Below are 3,172 nucleotides of genomic sequence, written 5' to 3' on the forward strand. Positions count from 1 at the left end.
TGCCGCGCTGGAAGCCGATCGTGGAGCCGGTCGCGAAGTACATGGCCGGAGCGATCGGCGAGGCGATCGCCGCTCAGCTGGGGCAGATGGGCGAGTTCGGCGCTGCGGGCATGCCGATGCCCGGCGGCGATCCGGCGGCGATGATGGAGCGCATCGGCGGAACGATGTTCGGAGTCCAGTTCGGACACGCCATCGGCTCCCTCGCCCGTGAGGCCGCGGGCACCACCGATCTGGGACTCCCGCTGGGGCGCGACGGCGAGCCCGCACTGGTCGCCGCCAACGTCGAGGACCTGATCTCCGCGCACTCCCTGGACCCGGGCGCGGCCCGCATCTTCCTCGCGGCGCGAGAGATCGCCCACACGGCGCTGTTCGCCAGCGCCCCGTGGCTCGGCCGAGCCCTGTTCTCGGCGATCGAGGACTACTCCCGCGGCATCACCCTGGATCTCGACGCCCTCGACGAGATGGTCCGTGACCTGGACCTCTCGGACCCCGAGGCGATGCAGGCCCGCCGTCCCGAGGAGATGTTCGTCTTCACCCGTCGTGCCTCGCAGGAGCGGGCGCTCGAGGAGCTCGCCACGACGCTGGCGCTCATCGAGGCGTGGGTGGACCACGTCACCACCAAGGCGCTGGACGGAAAGCTCCCCGATCTCGAGGCGATGCGGGAGGTGCTGCGCAGGCGCCGTGCCTCCGGTGGCCCCGCGGAGGAGATGCTCTCGAAGACCGTCGGCATCGAGCTCCGGCCCCGCCGGGTGCGCGAGGCGCTGTCCTGGTGGGAGAGCGTGCTGGCCACCGAGGGGGAGGCCGGTCGCGAGGCCAAGTGGGACCATCCGGATCTGCTGCCCACCCCGGAGGTGCTCTCCGGCCGCCCGCAGGCACCGCAGCCGGCCGCGTCCGAGGACGAGGTCGAGGGCCTGGCCGACGTCACCCTGCCGGAGGACTTCGACGCCGAGCTGGAGAAGCTGCTGGCCGGGGACGGCCAGGAGCAGGCGCCCCGTGAGGATCAGCAGGGCGGCCTGCGCGCTCCGGGCACCCCGGACAGCTCGGACTCGACGGACAGCTCGGACTCGACGGGCCTCTCGGACTCGACGGACAGCCCAGATGACGAGGACGATGAGCGCTGATCCCGTGCGATCGGTGCCGGAGCGCGCGGAGTCGATCTCGGCGCCCGCAGAGGCTCGCGCCGAGCTGGAGCGGGCCGAGGCTGCGGTCTCCGGTGTCGCACTCGCCCGGGAGTTCCGGGCGCTGCTGACCGGTTCCCCGGAGCTGCTGCTGCGCGAGGGCGGCCCGCGCCACCTCACCGCGAGCGCGATCGTGATCGACGCCCCCGGAGAGCAGGTGGCGCTGGTCTGGCATCGCAAGGGCCGCTTCTGGGTGCAGCCCGGCGGTCACCTCGAGGCCGGCGAGACGAGCTTCGAGCAGGCCGCACGCCGGGAGGTCGCCGAGGAGATCGGGCTCGCCGATCTGGAGCGCGTCGGCGACGGTCCGGCCATGCTGCATCGGCACCACCTGGACGCGGCCTTCGGAGCGTGCGCGGAGCACTGGGACGTGCAGTTCCTGCTGCGCGCGACAGCTCCCGCTGCGGAGCTGCCGCTCACCGTGAGCGAGGAATCCGCCGAGGTGCGGTGGGTGCCCTGGCCGGGCTCCGGGACGGGCCGCATGAACGAGGGCTCGTCGCTGCCCGAGGGGACGGTGCCCGATCTCGCCGGAACGCTCGAGGCCCTCTCCCCCTACCGCGCGCCCCGGGCGAGCTGAGCTCGGGACGGTCCGTCGCCGGCGCCGCACGAGCCCGTCTCGACCGCGCCGTCATCGATCCCCCGGTCGTCGACCGCGCCGTCGTCGAACTCCTCGTCCCCGTCGCCCCCTCCCTCGGGGAGGCTCTTCGCCCAGGAGACGCCGTCGAGGAAGCCCTGTGCCTTCTCCGCCTGCGGATAGTTCGCCATCAGCGCCTTGAACTCCGGCCCGTGCCCGGGCACCAGCAGGTGGACGAGCTCGTGCATCATCACCGAGCGCACCACGTACTCCGGCATGCCCTGCAGCTGATGCGAGAGCCGGATGGAGCCGTCGGCCGGGGTGCAGGAGCCCCAGCGCTGGTTCTGGCGCGCGGACCAGGTCACCGAGGTGGGGTGGGCCCGACCGCCGAGATGGGCCTCGCTGACCTCCCGCGCCATGCGCAGCAGCGCATCGTCGCTGCGCCGGGCCGGAGCGCGCCGAGCCTCCTTGCTGACCAGCTGGTCGACCATCTTCGTCACCCACTGCCGTTCCTGGCGCGCGCTGAACGTCGCCGGGATCGCGATCAGCAGATCACCCTCCCGGCGGGAGATGGAGACGGTGCGGCGCCGGCGGGCGCTGCGGCGCACCAGCACCCGCTCTCCGCGAGGGCCGGTGACGTGCTCGTGCAGGACCAGATCGTTCATGGGTCACAGCCTGGCACGCTCTGCGGGAAGAAAATCTTCATCCACAGCTGTTCACCGCATACAGGCCGGTCAGAACGCCGTGACCGGCAGATCTCTCCGTTCCTCCACAACGTGCACACGCTGATCGACCCCCTGTCCACAGCATGGGGCGGGTTGTCCACAGCCGATCCCCGACCGATCTTTGACCCGTGGTGTCCGCAGGGGCTAGGTTTCCCTCCACGTGGAATCCCGGGATAACTAGCAGGACGCACACGGGGAAGGTGCGCGTGGTGCTGAGCGCCCCCGGGGTTCCACGGCCCTTCGAGGCCTCTGGCCGCTCTCGGGGCCTCCGATGTCGGCTCGTCGCACGCACTTCCTCGGCTCCTCACGGAGCCCCCTGAACCCGAAGCGTGCGACGGGCCGCCCCGATCGGGCCACATCCTCCGTCGCTGATTCGTGCCGCGCGTTCCGCCCCGTTACAGTGGTGCGGTCCCGACCTCGCGGCATCCGCCGCGCCACCGGGAATGCACATCACCCACGAACCACGAGGAGCGGATATGGCCGACGAGACCTATGCAGGGGAGTTCTACTGCGTCAAGTGCCGTGAGAAGCGAGAGGCCGAGGGCAACGTCGTCGTCTCCAACGGCCGTCGCATGGCCAAGGCCGTGTGCCCCGAGTGCGGCACCAAGCTGAACCGGATCCTCGGCAAGGCCTGAAGCACCACTGCACGAACGGCTGCAGCCGCAGCTGCGACGACGGCCCCGGACCTGAGGTCCGGG

Annotated in this window: 4 protein-coding genes; 3 read left to right on the forward strand and 1 reads right to left on the reverse strand. The window is 71.5% G+C overall.

Going from position 1 to position 3,172, the window contains the following annotated elements; all coding sequences use genetic code 11:
• Positions 1-1,121: zinc-dependent metalloprotease (locus tag VF289_RS04480; protein ID WP_330881499.1), on the forward strand; the 1,121-nt coding region annotated here is incomplete at its 5' end.
• Positions 1,111-1,752: an NUDIX hydrolase gene (locus tag VF289_RS04485; protein WP_330881501.1), complete on the forward strand. Its 642-nt coding sequence runs from the start codon at positions 1,111-1,113 to the stop codon at positions 1,750-1,752. The genes VF289_RS04480 and VF289_RS04485, both read left to right, overlap by 11 nt.
• Here the strand turns inward: VF289_RS04485 and VF289_RS04490 are convergent.
• The gene (locus VF289_RS04490; protein ID WP_330881503.1) at positions 1,728-2,414 is read right to left on the reverse strand and encodes a M48 family metallopeptidase; all 687 of its coding nucleotides are present in this window, start codon (positions 2,412-2,414) and stop codon (positions 1,728-1,730) included. The two genes, VF289_RS04485 and VF289_RS04490, sit on opposite strands and share 25 nt — an antisense overlap.
• Positions 2,415-2,950: 536 nt before the next feature.
• Here VF289_RS04490 and VF289_RS04495 point away from each other — a divergent pair.
• Entirely contained in the window at positions 2,951-3,109 is a 159-nt protein-coding gene (locus tag VF289_RS04495; RefSeq protein ID WP_010551122.1) for a DUF5679 domain-containing protein, read from the forward strand.
• The last annotated feature ends 63 nt before the right edge of the window (positions 3,110-3,172 follow it).

Source organism: Brachybacterium sp. (assembly GCF_036379615.1).
In the GTDB taxonomy this organism is placed as follows: domain Bacteria; phylum Actinomycetota; class Actinomycetes; order Actinomycetales; family Dermabacteraceae; genus Brachybacterium.

What these genes read in the sequence shown, in the direction of transcription:
- VF289_RS04485 (WP_330881501.1), top strand. Translation starts at nt 1,111, where the DNA reads ATGAGCGCTGATCCCGTGCGATCGGTGCCGGAGCGCGCGGAGTCGATC.
- VF289_RS04490 (WP_330881503.1), bottom strand. Translation starts at nt 2,414, where the DNA reads ATGAACGATCTGGTCCTGCACGAGCACGTCACCGGCCCTCGCGGAGAG.
- VF289_RS04495 (WP_010551122.1), top strand. Translation starts at nt 2,951, where the DNA reads ATGGCCGACGAGACCTATGCAGGGGAGTTCTACTGCGTCAAGTGCCGT.